Source organism: Paenibacillus chondroitinus NBRC 15376, from assembly GCF_004000765.1.
Lineage (GTDB): Bacteria > Bacillota > Bacilli > Paenibacillales > NBRC-103111 > Paenibacillus_E > Paenibacillus_E chondroitinus.
Genome location: NZ_BILW01000047.1, coordinates 1 through 18,343, shown reverse-complemented (window position 1 = coordinate 18,343; position 18,343 = coordinate 1). Strand labels below are relative to the sequence as shown.

12 protein-coding genes are annotated in these 18,343 nt (G+C 52.1%); 10 read left to right on the top strand and 2 right to left on the bottom strand.

What is annotated here, in order from left to right:
* Window positions 1–70: 70 nt before the first annotated feature.
* Both nagZ and PCH02S_RS30465 read left to right on the top strand, forming a co-directional pair.
* The gene (gene nagZ / locus PCH02S_RS30470) at window positions 71–1,723 is read left to right on the top strand and encodes a beta-N-acetylhexosaminidase (protein ID WP_127457862.1); all 1,653 of its coding nucleotides are present in this window, start codon (window positions 71–73) and stop codon (window positions 1,721–1,723) included.
* Window positions 1,723–2,928 carry an anhydro-N-acetylmuramic acid kinase gene (locus PCH02S_RS30465; protein ID WP_127457889.1) on the top strand — a complete coding sequence of 402 codons (1,206 nt, stop codon included), beginning with the start codon at window positions 1,723–1,725 and terminating at the stop codon, window positions 2,926–2,928. Before nagZ ends, PCH02S_RS30465 begins: the two co-directional genes overlap by 1 nt.
* A 728-nt stretch (window positions 2,929–3,656) precedes the next feature.
* On the opposite strand, the gene PCH02S_RS30460 is transcribed toward PCH02S_RS30465, so the two are convergent.
* Both PCH02S_RS30460 and PCH02S_RS30455 read right to left on the bottom strand, forming a co-directional pair.
* Complete coding sequence (locus tag PCH02S_RS30460) at window positions 3,657–5,357, bottom strand: MORN repeat-containing protein (protein ID WP_127457861.1); 1,701 nt, start codon at window positions 5,355–5,357, stop codon at window positions 3,657–3,659.
* A gap of 44 nt (window positions 5,358–5,401) precedes the next feature.
* A complete protein-coding gene (locus tag PCH02S_RS30455) occupies window positions 5,402–5,788 on the bottom strand; it encodes a DUF4280 domain-containing protein (RefSeq protein ID WP_127457860.1) in 387 nt (128 codons plus the stop codon).
* 213 nt (window positions 5,789–6,001) lie between these two features.
* Here PCH02S_RS30455 and PCH02S_RS30450 point away from each other — a divergent pair, with 213 nt between their 5' ends.
* The 8 genes from PCH02S_RS30450 to PCH02S_RS30415 all read left to right on the top strand — a co-directional run.
* The gene (locus tag PCH02S_RS30450) at window positions 6,002–9,265 is read left to right on the top strand and encodes a stalk domain-containing protein (RefSeq protein ID WP_127457859.1); all 3,264 of its coding nucleotides are present in this window, start codon (window positions 6,002–6,004) and stop codon (window positions 9,263–9,265) included.
* Window positions 9,266–9,281: 16 nt separating this feature from the next.
* Window positions 9,282–12,050: an adenylate/guanylate cyclase domain-containing protein gene (locus PCH02S_RS30445; RefSeq protein ID WP_127457858.1), complete on the top strand. Its 2,769-nt coding sequence runs from the start codon at window positions 9,282–9,284 to the stop codon at window positions 12,048–12,050.
* A gap of 19 nt (window positions 12,051–12,069) precedes the next feature.
* Complete coding sequence (locus PCH02S_RS30440) at window positions 12,070–12,564, top strand: GNAT family N-acetyltransferase (RefSeq protein ID WP_164819795.1); 495 nt, start codon at window positions 12,070–12,072, stop codon at window positions 12,562–12,564.
* A gap of 18 nt (window positions 12,565–12,582) precedes the next feature.
* Window positions 12,583–15,645 carry a HEAT repeat domain-containing protein gene (locus PCH02S_RS30435; protein WP_127457856.1) on the top strand — a complete coding sequence of 1,021 codons (3,063 nt, stop codon included), beginning with the start codon at window positions 12,583–12,585 and terminating at the stop codon, window positions 15,643–15,645.
* Between the two features lie 37 nt (window positions 15,646–15,682).
* Window positions 15,683–16,120 carry an ATP-binding protein gene (locus PCH02S_RS30430; protein ID WP_164819794.1) on the top strand — a complete coding sequence of 146 codons (438 nt, stop codon included), beginning with the start codon at window positions 15,683–15,685 and terminating at the stop codon, window positions 16,118–16,120.
* A complete protein-coding gene (locus tag PCH02S_RS30425; protein WP_127457854.1) occupies window positions 16,117–16,452 on the top strand; it encodes an STAS domain-containing protein in 336 nt (111 codons plus the stop codon). The genes PCH02S_RS30430 and PCH02S_RS30425 overlap by 4 nt, the downstream gene beginning before the upstream one ends.
* 51 nt (window positions 16,453–16,503) lie before the next feature.
* Window positions 16,504–17,880, top strand: coding sequence for a PP2C family protein-serine/threonine phosphatase (locus tag PCH02S_RS30420; RefSeq protein WP_127457853.1), 1,377 nt, complete (start codon window positions 16,504–16,506; stop codon window positions 17,878–17,880).
* A gap of 129 nt (window positions 17,881–18,009) precedes the next feature.
* Window positions 18,010–18,343, top strand: a 334-nt coding sequence (locus tag PCH02S_RS30415) for a hypothetical protein (RefSeq protein ID WP_218033195.1), incomplete at its 3' end; no start/stop codon positions are given.

Below are 18,343 nucleotides of genomic sequence, written 5' to 3'. Positions count from 1 at the left end.
CAAACATAAAGAAAGACATAAAGAGTTAATTTGCGGATAGAAGTTTTTCTGCGAGGGAGAGGGATTGAGTATGAAAAAGATTCAGGACATGACGCTAAGAGAGAAAATCGGGCAGATGCTTCTTTGCGGGTTTGAAGGCACGGAAGCAACGGAGCAGCTCAAAGCGCTGATTGCTGAACACCATATTGGCGGTGTTATTTATTTTGCGCGTAACGTAGAGCAAACTGGGCAGGTAGCTGAGCTATCCGAGCAGCTGCAGCAAATCGCCGAGCAATCGGACACGTTACCGCTTTGGGTTTCGATCGACCAAGAGGGCGGGATGGTTGCCCGTATTACGGAAGGCGTTGCTTTAATGCCTGGGCAGATGGCGCTTGCGGCGGGGGCGATTGGGCCGAAAGAAGGAACAAAAGTTGGCATAAAAGATGCAGGCGACGCCGCATATGAAGCTGCGTTTATTTCGGGAAAAGAGCTGAGAGCGCTTGGAATTAACTTGAATTTTGCTCCTGTGCTCGATGTGAATAATAATCCGGATAACCCGGTTATTGGCGTTCGATCATTCGGCGAGTCTGCCGAGCTTGTCGCTGAATTCGGACAGCGTTCAGTGCAAGGCTTCCAGGATGCTAACGTTGTTGCGACAGCGAAACATTTCCCGGGACATGGGGATACGAGCGTTGACTCCCATTTGGATTTGCCTACGATCAAGCATGGGCAGGAACGGATTCGTTCCTTGGAGCTTGTGCCGTTCATCCAAGCGATCAAAGGCGGCGTCGATGCGATTATGTCATCGCATATTTATTTCCCGGCTTTTGAGTCGGAGAAGCTGCCTGCGACGCTTTCCAAGTCCGTGTTAACTGGACTGCTACGCGAGGAGCTGGGCTACGAGGGTGTTGTGATGACAGACTGCATGGAGATGAATGCCATTGCAGAACATTATGGTACAGTTGCCGCAAGTGTTATGGCAATCGAAGCCGGGGCTGATCTTGTGCTCATCAGCCATAGGCTTGACCGCCAGATCGGCGCTATCGACGCGATTGAGCAGGCTGTTAAAGAGGGGCGTCTGAGCGAAGCGCGCATCGACGCATCCGTGCAAAGGCTGCTCGCGCTCAAGGAGCGCCGCGGGTTGTTTGCGCCGCAGACAGGCTCGGCGGCTGAAGTAGGGACCGCGGAGCATTGCGCGGTCGCCCAGCGACTCAGCGAAGCCAGCATCACGCTCGTCAAAGACGAGCAGGGGCTGCTGCCGCTGAAGCGTGCAAGAACGCTAGCGGTCACCGTGGCCGCAGCGGTTTCGTCCGGCGTCGACGAAGCGTACGCCGGACCGGCAAGTCTGGGCGCAGCGCTTGCTGAGCGCGGCCTTGACGTGCTCGACCGCGTGCTGCCGCTGGCAGAGGTCGGCGGGTTGACGGGCTCGGTGCTGGCAGCAGCTGAAGAAGCGGAGCAGATCGTCATCGGGACGTACAACGCCCGATTCCATCCAGCGCAGGTCGAGCTGGTGCGCGCCCTGCAAGCACTCGGCAAGCCAGTAATCGTCGTCGCGCTCCGCGTGCCGTACGATTTGCTGGAGCTGCCGGAGGTATCCACCTTCATCGCGGCTTACGAAAGCCGCCCGCTAGCGCTGCAAAGCACAGCCAAAGCTTTGCTCGGCGAACTGGAGATGAAAGGGCGACTGCCAGTCACTCTAGGCGCTGGATATCCTGCGGGTTGGAAATGGGAGGGCGGACTGTGATGCTCCGTACCCTTCTCAACCAAACCTCGCTGACCGTAGCGGGCATCATGTCAGGTACCTCCTTGGACGGCATCGACGTTGCGATTGTCCGGATCGATGGCAGCGGGATTGATGCCAAAGTCAAACTGCTTCACTTCGAAAGCTTCTCCTACGAGGAGGAAGTACGTGAAAAGCTGAAGCAGCTGTGCTCCATCGATCACTCAAATGTTGCCCTTTTGTGCGGCATGAACTTTGCCATTGCCGAGCGGTTTGCTGACGCGGTGGTGCAGACGGTTAAAGCGGCGGGAATGAAAATGGAGGAAATCGATCTCATTTCCACCCATGGACAAACCGTATGGCACATCCCTGTAGCGGATGAAGCCGATCCTTATCTACCGAAATCAACGCTGCAAATTGGTGATTTATCCGTCATCGCCAAGCGGACCGGCCGTGTAGTTGTCGGCGACTTCCGTACCGCCGATATGGCGGTAGGGGGGCAAGGTGCTCCCCTCGCGCCATACGGGGATTTCATTATGTTCCGGGATGCGGCCAAAGGGCGCATCCTGCAAAATATCGGCGGCATCGGCAACTGCACCGCAATCCCGGCCCAGGGAGCGGATGCGACGATGTCCGATGCCAGCGAGCTCATTGCTTTCGATACGGGTCCGGGCAACATGATCATGGATCAAGTCGTCTACGAGTTGTCCGAAGGCCGGCTAACCTATGACGCGGATGGCGCATGGGCGGCTCGCGGTCAAGTCCACACCGAGCTGCTGGAGGAGATGCTGGCGCATCCTTATTTTGCGCAGCTTCCTCCGAAGACCACAGGGCGCGAGCTGTTCGGCAAAGCTTACACGGCAGCATGGCTTAAAAGCGCATTAGCTCGCGGAGTCGCTCACGAAGATATCGTCGCTACAGCGACGGCGTTCACCGCGCACTCCATTGCTCGCGCTTATAAAGATTTTGTTCTGCCGCACTGCTCCATAGCGGAAGTCATCGTAAGCGGCGGCGGAGCACGCAATCGTACGCTGCTTAACATGATGCAGGAGCTGCTCCCTGAGCAAGCGATCCTCACCTCCGACGAGCTAGGCATCTCCGGCGATGCCAAAGAAGCAATCCTGTTCGCGCTGCTGGGCAACGATTTCATCCACGGCGTGCCGAACAATTTGCCGTCGGCGACAGGCGCGGAGCGCCTGACTGTCATGGGCAAGTTGGCTTTGCCTTAAATAATAACCTGCAAAACATACATCAAATATCGCAATTACACGCCATTTTGGGCTGTGAGGTGCATATTTGATGTATGAAATGCAGGTTTTTTGTGTTTATTGGCTGCAGTTTATATCCAAAGTCGCGAGAAAGGGACTCGTCCGAGGGATAAGGCCGAGTCTAACGGACTGAGCTGCTTCTATTTGAGCGATTTAAGCCCAATATGAAATTTAACGGACATGAGAGACGTTAAGTAGCCTGAGATGGCCTAACTCGGCCAATAATCAAGCGAATAAAGGCTCTCAGGTCCGATAGCCTTTTGATATTGGCCGAAATAGCCAATATAAGGGCTGTGGTGTCCGTTATAGTTTATAGTCTGGGTGGTGAGTGAGAGTAAGAGTGAAGGTGGTTGTGAAGATGAGAGGAGTTGGAGGAGCTAGGGTAGAGATTTAGATTACTTTATTGTAGATAGCTCAGATTTTGCGTTACTCAGGGATATTGGTCCGAGTGGACGAGGGCTGTGGCTGTGTGCCATATAGAGCCAGTATGATGCTGATCCGGACGAAAGATTGTGCGTAAAAGTGGTAAGTGGTGGAGAAGGAGGGATTGGTTGGAGTAGCTAGGGTAGTGAGATTTTGATTACTTTATTGTAGATAGCTCAGAATTTACGTTACTCAGGGATATCAGTCACAATGCAGCCCACAAAAAAACAACCGGGAGAACCCAATAGAGCGTCTCCCGGCTGTTTTTATTTTGTTGAGCTCACCTGCAGAAGGTGGGCTTCTTTGGTTTTATCAAAATGCGTCAAGGTGAAGAGGTAATCCCCCTTGTAATAGCTGTTCGTGTAGGTGCCATTCCCGGCACCTACTTCGGTTTCCATTACGACGTAGCCGGCTTCGTTCGGCTCGCCGCGCTTTTTGACGGTCTCGATGGCTGGCTGCAGCAGCGCCAAAGGCTTCGAGCCCCAAATGCTAAGCGAAGTGACAACCGCCTCCTTCGGATTGCCCTTCGCCGGCTCTACCAGCAGTGACAGCTGGTAGGCCGGATAGCTTAGCAGCAGCTTCACGCCTGCCGTTGCTGCTGCTGCATCGCCCGCGCCAGCGCCTGCGGCAGCTGGCGTGGAAGCCCCAACGGCAGCCTCACCAGCGCTAGCGCTAGTGTCAGCGGCGGCTGCCGCAGTCCCCGCGGAGGCGTCAACCGCCGCCTCCTGGCCCGCAAGCATGATGCTGGCATCCTGCAGCGTCACTTCCGCCGGTTTGCCCAGCAAGTCTTCGACTTTTTTGCTGGACAAACCGAGGAAGCCCTGCAGGCTGGCCTGGCCGCCTGCAAAAAAGCTCCGCAGCAGCGGCGCGCCGTCTGCGTCAAACACCGTGCCAAGGCCGTCATAGACGCCGACCTTGAAATCGCCTTTGTAGACGAGTTTGCCCAACTCGTCGTATGCTTCTCCGGCGCCGTTCAGGGCGCCGTTCACATACGTGCCCTTGAAACGGGGCACGCCTTTTTCATCGAAGGCGGTGCCTTCGCCGCCGTACGTGCCCGCCAGGAACTGGCCTTTAAACTTCATCAGGCCGCTAGGGTAGTACTCGGTTCCGTCGCCGGAGTAGCTGCCGTTCTTAAAGCCGCCTTCATAAACGAGAAGGCCTTTGGTATCGAACAGCTTGCCAGCTCCGCTATACTGGCCCGCAGCAAATTCCCCTTCATATTGGGCGATGCCGCCCGAAGAGAACAGCTTGCCCGCCCCATTGTATAGGCCGCCGTTAAACGCGCCTTCGTAAAGCAAATCGCCGCTTGGGGCAAACAATTTTCCGGCCCCGCCGTATTTGCCATTTTGAAATTCGCCGATATACAAGACTTTCTGGTTGGGCGTATATAAGGTACCTGCCCCGTTGTAGGCATCTCCCGCAAAAGCGCCTTTATACAGCAAAGTGCCTTGCTCGTCATAGAGCGAACCGGCGCCTGATTTCTGCCCCTTTTCAAAATCGCCCTCGTAAGCGAGAACGCCGTTCTTGTGATAAAGCTTGCCTTTGCCTGCATACAGCCCGTCAACTAAACCACCTTCATAGCGTGCCGCCTTTTCGGCACCCACTACTTTGCCATTCCCCGAGAAGCTGGTCAGCTTCGTGGTGTTCTCCTGCAGAACAGGAACCCGGTTCAACCATTTATTCACGATCGCAGGCGGGCGTATGAAGATAAAAAAGATCAGGACGAGAATCAACAAGGTGATGAAAAGCAGCAGCCTTTTGGAGACGTAGTAGGAGCCGATCAAAAGATAGTTTTTTAACGAGGTCTCACGCGTTTGCAGCATGACTCTAAGAATCTGTTGAAACTTAATGATCGCTAGTTTGGGCAGCCTTCCAATCGTTTGAAAGGCTTTCATAACATGTCCGATAAAAGGTGCTACAACGGGCCTTAGCACTTTTTCAATGGTTTTGACCGGCTGAATCTCCAATGATTTCACTCCTAAAAGGACGCTCGATTTTTTATAAAAATGCGTTAAGGCACCTGAATGGTCATTTGTCCTGGCTGCTGAACTTGGATGACACCTCCCCAATTGCACATGCATTTGGAGGAGTTGTTCAGAGCAGGCATGTTAGCGACGAGTACCGTCGGCGATCCGGGAACCCAAGGAGCTGCTGTAACCGGTATGCAGGGCATGGGCGTCAGCACGCCGAACGCCGCCGCCGTTGCTGCGGCAACCGTGGGATTGGCCATGGAATTGCACATGCCGAACGGCAAAATGTTCACCATCGGTTTATTATCCATAATGTTTGCGATGGGCATCGCGGTCATGACCATATTCGCTGGCAGCACCATTAACGAACTGGGCGCAGCGCCGAAAGAACATTGCAGCATAGCACCGCCGCAAACAAGGTTCCCCATGGGTATACCTCCTTTAATGTAACAAGTCATTTATGTAGCAGGATCCGATGCAGTTGTAGTTTCTGTTACTTTTATACTACTAGAAAAGCAGATAACCATCAATCTATTACTATATTCGATTCTTTTCGCTAAGTTTCTCCAAAAGATGGGTGCGAGAGTGTAAGAGATATTGTACTATAAAGGAAGAGTTGCAAGCGAGCGGAGGGATTCAGAGTGGCAGGGTTAAAAGCAGTAAAGCTGGGACTCGTAGTGCTGCTGTCGGCAGCGCCGGTTCTGGCGGCAGGGCCAAGTGTGGAAGCTGCGTCGGTAAAAGCTTTAACCATGAAAGAAGCGATGGATCAAGGGTTGAAAATAAGTTCAGTCCTGCGGGACGCCAAAACCGATATTTCAAAGAAAAAGCTGGAGCTGGAGCAAGCGCAGCATGCTGTGAAAAGTGAGGAGGCGAAGGCTTCCGGTCTTTTTGCCAAGCCCCGGAATTTAAGCCAGGACCTGACGACACGTTTGAAGGTGCCTGAGGCCAGCAAGCAGTTATATCTCGCACAGGAAACACTTCGACAATCGATGAACACCGTTCGTTTTGATGTGCAGAAAGCGTACTTAACGGCATATCAGGACGATGCTGCTGAAGAGAACGCACGCAAGAAATGGCAGGACGCCAAAACGGCGTTGGATACGGTGAAAAAGAAGCGGAAATTCGGGCTTGCTGACAATTCTGAGCAGGAAGAGGCGGAGAAGACGCTGGAGAAGGCAACATCCGTCTATAAACAAGCGCAATTGACGGCCAAATCAAGCCGTTTGGCGTTGGGCAAGCTGCTTCAATTGGATATGGAGAATAAAGTTCAGCTTTCTTTTGAACCGGATTACGCGAATCTGGATCAGAAGCAGCTGCCGGCCTACATAACCAGCGGGCTCAAATCGACGGTCAGTCTGCTGAAAGATACGGAGGATCGGCGTTTGGCCGATCATAAGCTAAGCACGACACGTGATTTGTACAGCTCCAAATTTGGCAGCAGCCGCATGAAGGTTATGGATGGTTTGTATAAGGCTAAGGATATCGACATGGACATGTTTCTGGCCAGTTATGAAACGACATTGTCGCAGGTGAAGAAAGATTGGGAAGGTTTTTTCCTTTTGCTTGGATTTATTCCGATTCCCAAATCGTTGCTCCAAGGGGAGTTTGACGGACTGCGTTACCTGGATGACCTGCGGGATGCGTTACCTATTGCCACCATGGAACAAAATAAGGCGGTTTTGCAGGAGAAGGAAAGCAGAACAGCGGTTATAGCAGCAGTCAGAGCCTCCTATATGGAAGCAAAGGGTGCGGAGGAAGGTTACGCGCAAGCTTTACGCGATAAGGATAGTGCTGTAGGAGCGCTGGATAAAGCGGCCCAGAAGGTGAAACTCAGCTTGATGAAAACCGACGAGCTTACGGCTTATAAAGAAGCGGTGAGCAAGGCGGACGAGCAAATTCTAATGGCGCAAATGAGCTATGAAGCCGCGCTTGGCAAGCTGGATATCGACACGGGCGGGGCCGTTGCAAAAACGTTGAAAAAGGGCATCCTGCCTTATCAAAACCTGGATGATGGGCTCGCCGCCGTCAAGCCGCAAAATCCAAAGGTGCCTGCGGGTTCCTGGAAATTGAAGCCGGCTGTCGGTCCGCTGCTTAGTGATTTTAGCGTGACAGTGAATAAAAAAATTGGCGCCACGGACTATGCGTTGTTTACCAAAGATGGTCATGCGATCGGTAAACGTACTAAGCTGAATAAGGCAGTGCGACAATTAACGCTTAAACTCAGTCAACTTGAGAACTTGAAGGTTGTGCTCTACGCGAAGAGAAAACCAATTGGGGAGCTGCTGCTGGAGGGCAAAGGAAATGCCGGACAGTTGGCGGCGGTAGAAGCTGAAGCCACGGATGGTGAAGCAAGTGGTGCAGCAGATGGCGCAGCAAATGAGGGAAGCTCCACAGGAGGAGAAGGAACGGCAAACGGAGAAAGCGGTTCTGGTGCTGACGAGGAAAAAGGGCCAGGTACCGTTATCATCGGTTCCTACAAAGTGCGGCTGGATGCGCTCACTCCTGAAGCTTATAATGCGGCTTCGGCAACGATGTCTTCATCGGGACAGGGGATTTTTTATAAAGCGGATGAGCCTGGAGCGGTATGGTTCGGCATGGATAATGCCGTAGACCCGAGTGCGATCGCCGATCCGACGAGTTCCGCAGCGCTTTCGCAGAAGGACGCTGAGGCTCTGAAGGTCACCGTGGAAATTGCAAAGCCTGGTGCCATTGCTTCTCTGCAAACGCCAGAACAACTGCAGCAGCAGATTGACACGCTGAAGAAAGATATTGTGAAGCTGGAGGCGGCCAAGGAAGCGGCTGTTACGGATATGAAGCTGAGCGAGATCGCCGATTTGGCGGTCGAGATCAAGGATGCGCAGGCCCAGCTCGGGATGCTGGAGGCGCTGCAGAAAGGCGACAACCAGGCCGCTCTTCAGCAGATGGAGCTGGTGAACAACCCGGACGCGCTGATCGCAGCGCTGTCCGAGGAGAACGAGACACCGCCAGGCGAGCCCGGCGGTGAGACACCCCCAGGCGGCACAGCGCCTGGGAAGGACGTGGCCAGCGAGGACGCGCTGGCCGGGCAGGCTGAGCTCCAGCAGACGAAGCTGGAGCAAGCCCTCGCCGCCGGCGAGCCGAAAGCTGCTGCAGCCAATCTGCAGCAGCTCCTGGCGACGCAGGCGCAGCTCGCGGATGCGCAAACGGGCGCATCCGCAGGACAGGCTTCGCTCGCAGAAGCGAAGCTGAAGCTGGAGGCTGCGCTGAAGCTGGCGCAGGCGCAGGGGGACACGGAGCGGGTCGCGACGCTGACCCGCTCGCTCGAAGCCGTCGCCGAGGCGGTGGCGACGGCGAAGAAGGACGCGCTGTTCGCGCAGCTGGACGCCGTTCAGATGCTTGCGGCAGCGTTGCCGCAAGAGGCAGGCGTGCAGACGCAGCTTGAACAGCAGGTCACGAAGCTGCTGGAGGAGCTGCAGCAGCAAGAAAAGGCCAAGTATACGCCTGAGGAGCAGGCGGCCTTGGCCGATGTTTCAGCTTCATTGGCGGCCAGCGCAGCTAGTGCCTCCATTCAACCGATTCCGGCAGAAAACGTGCTTTCTCCCAATATTTTCATCAAATTTGATGCTCCGCCTGTTATAATAAACGGGCAGGCATATTTACCCATAAGATCCGTATCGGAGTCGTTCGGTGCCGCCGTAGATTGGGACCAAGATACTCTCACGGTTACGGTCAGCACGGAATATAGGACGATCACGAGCCGTATCAGTGAAGACAAAGCTTATGTTGATGGCGATCCTGTGCAAATCGACGGCCCGGCCTATCTGCTTGAAGGAAGGACTTATGTTCCATTAAGATTCATTGCAGAATCCTTGGGTCTGCAGGTTGATTGGAACGCACCGACGCAAATCATTCAGATTTCATATTAGAGGAGATTAAAGAGCGATGAAGAAATCGATTGCGGCATTGCTGCTCGTACTGCTGCTTCTGGGTGCTGCTGGAACCTACCTTGGATTAAACAGGGAAAGCTTCACACTATGGCCTTTTCACAAGAGCATGCCTTTCGACGGTTTATCGAAGGCGATCTCGGATGGGCATAACAATTTGTTTGTCATTGATAACGCGAAGAAGACGATTCACAAGCTGAACGGGGATGGTGTTCTTCAGTACTCCATTAGGAGCGAGACCGGGAAAAACGGGGAAGTGTACCGTTTTAACGATATGGCTGTCGATGATTTGGGGTATCTCTACACGATTCGGACCTTGCTTGATCCGTACGGGATTGCAGTGAAGTCCGAGCAGATTGTTCGCTATACGCCCGATGGGCAGTTCGACCGCAGCTTGTTCTCGCAGGAATACAATGATGCGCAAACCCAGCGGTATAGATTGGGGTCTTTGCGAAATGTTCAGGTTCACGACGGGATGGTCTATTTTTTCAATGACGAAGTACAGCAATTAACCCTCTATCAAGCTCCGGTTGGCAAACAGGAGACATTTGATCCCAAGTTGGTCTACACGATAAAGCTCCCGCAAAATAAATTTGTCGCTGAGGCAGACGGCTTTAAGCCTGGCGAGATCTACTATTCAACGCGCAGCGGAGAGATCTATCGCGCTTTTGGCGACGGGCATTCCGAGCTTGTTTATCCGCTTCCCGGGCTTGATCGCACAAGACGCAATTTCCCAGAAAGCCTGCATCTTGATAATCAGGGCCGCCTGATCTTCATCGATTTTAACAATAAAATGATTTCCCGGCTTGATCCTGCACAGCCTTACACGATTGAAGGACTTGTAACCGAAGAGAAGGCGCAAGCAAACGGCATAGATCTTGCTTTTGATGCCACTTCGAGTTCCATCGCGCAGGATGGCAGCCTTATTATCGTAGAATCGACGCAGATTAATCGCCGCCTGCCGGATGGGACCATTACGCCGTCCATGGTAGAGGCTCTATACAGTCAGCCGGTAAGAACCCAATTGTTTGTACATTGGTCGGTTGCCGTAGCGGCTCTAATCCTTGTGCTTTATGCGATCAAGCTTGTTTTCTTCAATTTGCTGCAACGCCGCCTTCCTTTGATGATGAAACAGATCCTCATTCTGGTGCCGGTTATTGCGGCCTCGATGATTCTGCTGTCAACCGTCATTTATGAGAGCTTCTCTAAGAAAATGGAAGAGGAAACGTTTAGCGAGCTTATTTTACTGGCCAAAAACGGTCAAAATCTCGTCGATGGCGATAAGCTGGAAGGTATGACGTCACCGCTTGATTACAACGGTGCAACCTATCAATCCTTCCGCCGAAAGATTCAATCGGTTTTTGAAAATAACGCCAGCGATGATAATCAAGGCTTTTATAAAGCAGTGTATAAATATGAAAATGGGGTCATTTATCGGATTCTCGAAGACGATGATGGCATGCATATGTTTAATCCGTTCCAACAAACCCCAGAGAATCAGCAGGTTGTACTCGAAGGCAAGCCAGCTACGGGACAATGGCAGGATTTCTCAGGCGAGTGGCGTTACGCGATTGCTCCTATTTTTAACTCAGCGGGTAAAATTGTCGGGGTTTTCGAAACGAGTAAAAACCTGGATGGCATTCTTAAACATCGCCAGGCGGTACTTCAATCGATTATCCGTAATATTGCGCTCATTTCCGTTGGTTTGCTGCTTGTACTCGTTGTCATGACCTATGTATTGCTGTCTTCGATCCGGAAGCTGCGCAATAGTGTCGGCGAGATCGCCAAAGGCAATTGGGACACGGTCGTTACGATCAACACACGCGACGAGGTGTCAGATCTGGGCGACAGCGTCAATACAATGGCAGCCCGCATTCGGGACTATATCACCAAGGTAGAGAACTTTAGCCAGTCCTACTACCGCTTCGTTCCGCAGCAGTTTTTGCGATTCTTGAACAAGGAAAGCATTCTGGAGGTTGAACTTGGCGATCAAGTAGAGAAAAATATGTCGATTTTGATTTTTAACATCCGAAGCTTCTATCTGCTTTCCAAGAAGCTCACGCCGGAAGAGAACTTCAACTTCGTCAATTCGTTCCTTAGCCGGTTCGGTCCTTATGTCCGCAAGCATCAAGGTCTTATGAACAAGTATCTGGGTGCAGGCTTCATGGCGCTTTTCCCGAATCAAGCGGATGAAGCGCTGCAGGCGTGCGTTGAGATGCGCAAGGAGCTGGATCTTTACAATTCGCATCGGGCAAAAGTCGGCTATTCGCCGCTGGATTTCGGTATCGGCCTGCATAAAGGACCGCTCCGTCTCGGGATTATCGGCGAGCAGCAGCGCCTGGAGGGCAATGTGATCTCTGACGGTGTGAATGTGGCAAGTATGCTGGAGAAAATGACGGAGCCGCTCGGCGCATCCATTCTCATTACCGATCATGTGGTGCAGTCGCTGCAACAGCCGGCAGCCTTTCAATACCGGAACCTGGGACTGATTCAGGTAGAAGGAGTGAAGGAGCCGCTTCGATTGTTCGACGTTTATCAGGGCGATCCCGATACAATTCGGGTACTGAAGGAGAAGACCAAGACGTTATTCGAGCAGGCGGTCACGTATTACCAGGTAGGACGATTCTATGATGCAAGAGAAGCTTTCTTGATGGTCATTAAACAGAATCGTCAGGATAAGGCGGCACAGCTATACTTCTATATTTGTGATGAATATTTCCAACACGGTACGACAGCAGAGTGGAATGGCACATTATCTGTTTCCTGATGAAAGAGGCGAACTTGACATGAAAGTGCACGAGTTGACCACAGAGAGAGACGCACAACGGATTACGGAATTTTATTTATCTTCTTCCTCGTTCGATGATCAAAGGCATACGCCGGGGGAATTGGAGCATTTTCGCAATGCCCCCCTGCTTAGCTTGACTCAGCGCAATCACTGGCATTGGTTCATTGAGAATGAAGCCGGAGAGATCATTGCGGTGACCAGCTGCAAGGAAAATGAGCATCAATCCGGTGGTTATTTATGGGATTACTTAGCTGTACATCGCGATTATCGCCGGCATGGCTTTGCGAAAGTTTTGTTTCAAGCGTTAGAGACGTTCTCAAGAGAAGCGGGGGGGCGTTATATTCTTACGTATACATGCGATTTACCCGAATATCAGCCTATTCAAAAAATGTTCCGGGCAAACGGCTTTGAACTCATCGGCACTTATCCGAATTACTATTACGAAGGCGAAGCACGATTAGCTTTCTATAAACCGCTTATTGAAGACAAATGATAGATTGGACCTGATGATATGCAAGGAAGCTTAACCAGATGGATGGGACTGCGGACGGAAGATATCCGAAAGCTGTGGATGATGCTGCCGATCTTTTATTTTAGCGGGATTGCGGAGTCATTGAACTATACGGCGTTCATGGCTCTTTTTAACCAAAGATTCGGCGTGCAGTATTTGCCCTACATCTACATTGCCGAAGCGGCCATTATGCCTCTGGAGGGCTGGTTGCTGGCAAAGCTGGCCAATCGGTTGCCGAAGGCCAAATTGATGACGACGCTCTATCTGTTGATGATCGGTTTACTGGTGTTGAACGGTGCGGTGCTGCTGGGCTTCAAGTTGGGCGGCATTGACTTCCGCTATTATTATCCCATTATGTTCATCTCCTCCAACTTTGTTGTAAGGCAGCTGACGCTGCTCTTGTGGAGCACAGCTTTTGACTTATGCCCTACGCAGCAGGCCAAAAGATTGATGCCGGTGTTCATCGCGTCCACAACGACAGGTGGAATTACCGCCGGTGTGCTCGCCCATCAAATCGGCAAGCTGCTCGGGACGGAAGCCGTCTATGCGCTCGCTCCGGTGTTGATGGTGTTCGGCTTCATCTTTTTTCGAAAGGCGCTCGCGCGCTACTTGGTGCCTTTAACGTTAAAAGAAGATCTGCGGCTGAAAAGCCAGAGTGGAACGGTTCAGGCAGAGGAAGAAGAACAGCAGCTGCCTGCCGGCTATTATGCCAAGCAGATGCTGCGCAGCCCGTTCCTATTGTGCGCAGTTGCGTTAATGACGCTGATGCCGGCCGTGTATTTCATGATCGAGTATCAGTACTTTACCGCGGCGGAAGCCAAGTTTCCGCTTGAGGGGGATTTAACCTCTTTTTACGGCTTAATTACGGCCATTCAATTCACATTCTGTCTTTTGCTTCAGACGGTGTCTACTCGCTTAATGAACTGGCTCGGCGCAAGCAATATGCTGCTCGCCATCACCGTTGTGTTCTTCGGTGGATTCGGACTTACGGCCTTATTTATGAATCAGTCCCTTGGATTGGCGCTGGTTTCGGGTTCCTATGCCGTCTTCTATATTTTGCTGTATTACATTGCAGAACCTTGTTATCAGCTTTTTTTCAAAATGATGCCCATCTCCAAAAGGGACGGCTATCGTTATTTTGCTCAGGGTGTCGCTGCCTCGGGCGGGATATTGATCGGCTCCTTGCTGTCGCTGCTGCATTCCTTCGGCTTGATTCAGCTGTCGCTGCTTGCTTGGCTCGGCGTAGGTTTGGCAGCCATTCTTGTCATTGTCGCTTGGTACGGCAGGCACTTATACATTCGCGAGTTGGTCAAAAGTGTGCAATCGCTGCACGCTGATTTGTCTGATATTGCGGAGTCCTTTATTGGGGGCATCCGCAGTTCCAAGGCGCTTTCCGCCATGCTGGGCTACTTGAAGCATCCGAACGATTATGTGCGGGAGCTGGCGCTCGAAGTCATCGGCAAAGCGAAGGATTCCGCGTTCCTGCCCCATTTGATCGGGATGATCGGGGAAGAAAGCTCACGCATCCGCATAGCCGTGCTGCGCGCGATGAATCTCCAAAGCGCTACGATTCAAGATCTCGTACAGGTTGCGTCTTTCCTTGAGGACGAAGACCCGGAGGTGCGCGCGGAAAGCGTGAAACTAATTTCGAAAGCAACGCATCTGAAAAGCCAGTCGCACTTTTTTATTCGCGTCAAGCTGCTGGATAACCATCCGAGGGTTGTACATGAAGGGGTTAAGGCGCTTTACTCGCTCGAAAGCGAAGAAAGCTATCAAGCCTGCGACGAGGCGATTATTAAAATGCTCGATAACGGCGGCGAATGGGCTGTCTATGGCTGCCATACCGTAGCGGATCTGAAGCTGGATAGCTATTCCGCTTGGGTGTTGTCGCTGCTCGATGATCATCGGCCCGCGGTTAAAGTTGCCGCTGCAGCGTGTCTCGGTAAGCTTAGCCACGTCGAGGCGATTCCGATTCTTCTGAACATGGTGCCTTTGGCGGATCAGGAGCTGCGCAAAGCGATTCTTCAAGCCTTGGTCGATATGGGCGATAAAGCATTGCCGGCCCTGTCGGGCAGCCTGAACCATGCGAATCCTTTCATCTGGAACGCAGCCGTTACGGCTCTTGCAGAGCTGCTCGATGAAAATAAACTGAGAACGCAGCTCGTTGACCCTTGCGTAAATCGCATGCTAGCTTCGACGCAGGAACGAGCTTTGTCGGAAGCCTTGCTCCAGCTGGGCATGAAGGGATTGGCAGAGCTTGCGAATCAACGGTGCGCTGAGCTGCACAATGCGCTTGTCGGCGGGGCTTGGGCCGTTATGGCCAAGTTCGTTGACGAACGTGTTGTGGCGACGCTGCGTGAAGCAACGAAGGACGAGAACGAAGAGGTCCGTGAGAATGCGCTTGAGGTGCTGGCCGAGGGGCTGGGGGACCGTAAATTGGCTTTGGCCCTGCTGGAATTATTGAAGCAAGGAACGGCCAGCAGCGATACAGCGATGACCGAGCCGCTCAAGTTATTGCAAGAAGCTGCGAGATGGTCGGACGATTGGCTGAAGGATATTGCGGTTTACGCATTAAGTTCACTGGAGCGTGATGGGATGAGAGAAGAGCGCAAGTTTTTGACCATGCTGGATAAAGTTATTTTCCTGAAGCAGGTATCCTTATTCGCCGATTTGTCCGTGGATGAACTGGGGTTAATTGCTGGCATTGCGACGGAAGAAGTGCACGAAGACTTGACCTATTTATTGCGCCGGGGGCAAAGCAATTCAGCGATGTATTTAATCATTGAGGGCAACGTTGAGCTGAGCAATGAGACTGGTGTAGGCGAGACAGTAACAATTGGTGTTCTGGGACCCAAACAACCATTTGGGGAAACGACGGCTCTGGACGGATCGCCTTCTGCAGTTACAGCTCAGGCTATTTTCGATGAAGTGCGAGTGCTTGCGCTGCAAGGTGAAAGTCTTTCCCGACTGGTGAGGTTGTATCCGGAGATCGGTATCGGCCTGCTGCATGCCTCAAGTGCCCGCGTTCGCTTGCTGGAAAATATGCTTTTGAAAATGGCTTAAATGGGCTAGGCGGATAAGCAGAGAGGGCGGGACGAACGTGTCAGTAGAGACCATCGTGTTAAGCAATGATCTGAAGGAGCTTGAGCGGCTAGGCGCATTCTTAAAAGGGCTGTCATCAGCGATGGGCATGGATGATCAGACGTTATTCCAATTGAATTTGGTATGCGACGAGCTGGTAACCAATGTCATTCTCTATGGGCACCCCCCGGAGGAGCGCGGTATGCACACGATCCGTCTCGACATTGGGGCTGCTGCAGATGGCTGGGAGCTCTGCCTGACGGATCGCGGAGTGCCTTTTAATCCGCTGCTCAAGGCAAGTCCCCGGGTTGATCTTAGTATGGACGAGCGGGGGATCGGCGGTCTGGGCATTCACTTTGTGAAACAAGTGATGGATGATATCCGCTACGAGCGTCTGAACGAAGAAAATAGACTGATGATGACAAAACGCCGAATTCAGAAGGAGGGAATATCATGAATGTAACGGAGAGCATACAGGGGGACATTGTCCTGCTGAGCTTAAATGGCAGACTGGATGCCAATACGTCTGCGAGCTTGGAAGCCGCTTTCTCTAAGTTGGTCGAGCAGGGGAAGGGCAAGTTTGTTTTTGATCTGCAAGGACTTGACTATGTGAGCTCCGCAGGACTTAGAAGCTTATTGTCCGCAGCGAAAATGATCAAGGTCATCCAAGGCAAGTTGGCACTTGTGCGCATGAATGAGAATGTCAAAGAGGTTTTCGATATGTCAGGTTTTAGTTCCATTTTTTCGATTTATGACAAGGAAGATGATGCGATCCATGCCATTTCCTAGCCGAACGAGTAAGTGTAAAGACCGAACCCAAGAACTGGGGAGGCGTGCGAAATGAATATCGTCGTAGGTGCTCTTCTTCTTGTTTGCTTGGTGATTGGCATCGTATGGCAGCTTAGCGAACGAAGGCGCAGGACGGCTGATCTGGAGCTTCAGCGGACGATGCAGCTGTTCGATGTCAGCTTGGAAGTAAACTCGACGATTCACAAACAAGATCTGCTGATCAAAATTATGGAGACCTCCTCCCGCATCATGAATGCAGAAGCTTCTTCCGTCATCTTGGTCGATGAGGAAAAAGATGAGCTGTTTTTCGACCTTGCGCTTGGTGAAAAAGGCGATGAAGTTCGCGAAATTCGCCTCAAAATCGGCGAAGGCATCGCCGGCTGGGTGGCCCAGACCGGCCAATCGGTCAAAATCGACGATGCAGCGCAGGACGAACGCTGGTCCTCGAAGGTTGCCAAACGTGTCGATTACCCGACACGCAACATGCTTTGCGTGCCGCTGGTGAGCAAAGGCAAAATTATCGGCGTCCTGCAGGTGCTGAACAAGCGCGAGGATGTGCATTTTACCGACCGTGATTTGCAGCTACTAGAGTCCATTGCTTCTCCGATCGCGGCATCTTTGGAGAATGCCATGCTCTACGACGTTTTGGAGAAGACGACGGCTGCCAAAGAACGAATGGAAAGCGAACTGCGCATCGCAACCAACATTCAAATGGGTTTCTTGCCACGTCAAGGCTTGTACATGACGGCGGATGCCACTGAAACTACGGCGGAAGCAAGGGCTTTTATTCGTCCGGCACGTGAGGTCGGCGGCGATTTCTACGATTATTTTCGACTTGGCGACGATAAACTGTTTTTCGTTTTGGGGGATGTATCGGATAAAGGGATTCCAGCGGCGTTGTTCATGGCGGTTACGATGACCTTGCTCAAGGGGAAAATGAGCCCGGACATGTCACCTGGAGAGCTGCTTACAGCCGTGAATCAAGAGTTGTACAAGGACGATTCGACGATGTTTGCGACGATTTTCTGCGGTGTGCTTCATATAGGCACGGGGCGTCTGCAGTACAGTGACGGCGGTCATTGTCCGCCATATATTGTCCGTGGTAACGGCGATGTAGAACAGCTGAAGGGGAAAAAGGGACTTCCGCTTGGCGTCATGGACGACATGCTTTATGCGGATAACGAAGTGATGCTTGACAAGGGTGACCGCCTGATCTTGTATACGGATGGCATTACGGAAGCAGAAAACCGGCAGCAGGAGCAATACGGCTTCTCGCGACTTCATGAGCTTTTACAAAAGGAGTTGTCGAGCCAGCCGGCACAGCTACTGGAACAGATGACGAGGGATGTTGACCATTTCGCAAATGGCGCAATTCAATCGGATGATATTGCCGTGCTCATCATAGATCGAAAACCAAACAAAATGTAACCTCAAAAATCAGCAGGTATGATATAGTGAAAAGTAGAAGACATCATGCGCTCAGATACGGATAATGATGGGGCGCAAGCCGTCTATTGATGGCATTTTACTCAGTACGACCATTCTAGGAGGGTTCATATGCCAATGCATCTATCGCGTATCAACAGGCAGCCAGATACTTCCCTGCACAATCAACATCGTAATAAGAGTCATTCACAAGGGCAGTCTGCAGGAGCAGATCTCATGAATATACAACGGACTATTGGGAATAAAGCGGTAGGCAGCATGCTGTCTATACAGACGAAACTGACGGTTGGGCCGGCAGGAGACGCTTATGAACAAGAGGCGGATCAAGTTGGCAAAGAAGTGGCGGACAAAATCGCAGCCTCTGAAAATAGCGGAGCGTCCGCTGATGTGCAGCGGAGCGAAAGTGGAGAGACGGAAGAGGAAGAGCTGCAGATGAAGCCATCCA